The sequence below is a fragment of the Terrisporobacter petrolearius genome (assembly GCF_020748185.1).
In the GTDB taxonomy this organism is placed as follows: domain Bacteria; phylum Bacillota; class Clostridia; order Peptostreptococcales; family Peptostreptococcaceae; genus Terrisporobacter; species Terrisporobacter petrolearius.
The window spans coordinates 1-432 of record NZ_JAHZMO010000205.1 but is presented as its reverse complement, the minus strand read 5'-3'; the positions used below and the strand labels follow the sequence as shown (position 1 = coordinate 432).

The window sequence follows — 432 nt, the reverse complement described above, 5'->3', positions numbered from 1 at the left end:
GATTGTTGCCGACTGCGTGACCAGCGCCATTTTCTTGACGGCGATGGCACCAAACTTGCTGTTAATTGGACTGATGAAAAGCGCATCTCACGCCACGCTGAGTTGGGGCGACTGGTTCCTCGGGATGTTGCCGCTCAGTATTTTGCTGGTGCTGCTGGTTCCCTGGCTGGCCTATGTGCTGTACCCGCCGGTACTGAAGTCAGGCGATCAGGTGCCGCGCTGGGCAGAGACGGAACTGCAGGCAATGGGCCCGCTCTGTTCGCGTGAAAAACGGATGCTGGGGCTGATGGTAGGCGCGCTGGTGCTGTGGATTTTCGGCGGTGATTATATCGATGCCGCGATGGTCGGTTACAGCGTGGTGGCACTGATGCTGCTTCTGCGCATTATCAGTTGGGACGACATTGTCAGTAATAAAGCCGCGTGGAACGTTTT

At 56.7% G+C, this 432-nt stretch carries 1 pseudogene; it reads left to right on the top strand.

The features are described 5' to 3' along the window. Positions 1-432, top strand: a pseudogene (ttdT, locus tag K0040_RS22600) (L-tartrate/succinate antiporter); the annotation flags it as partial.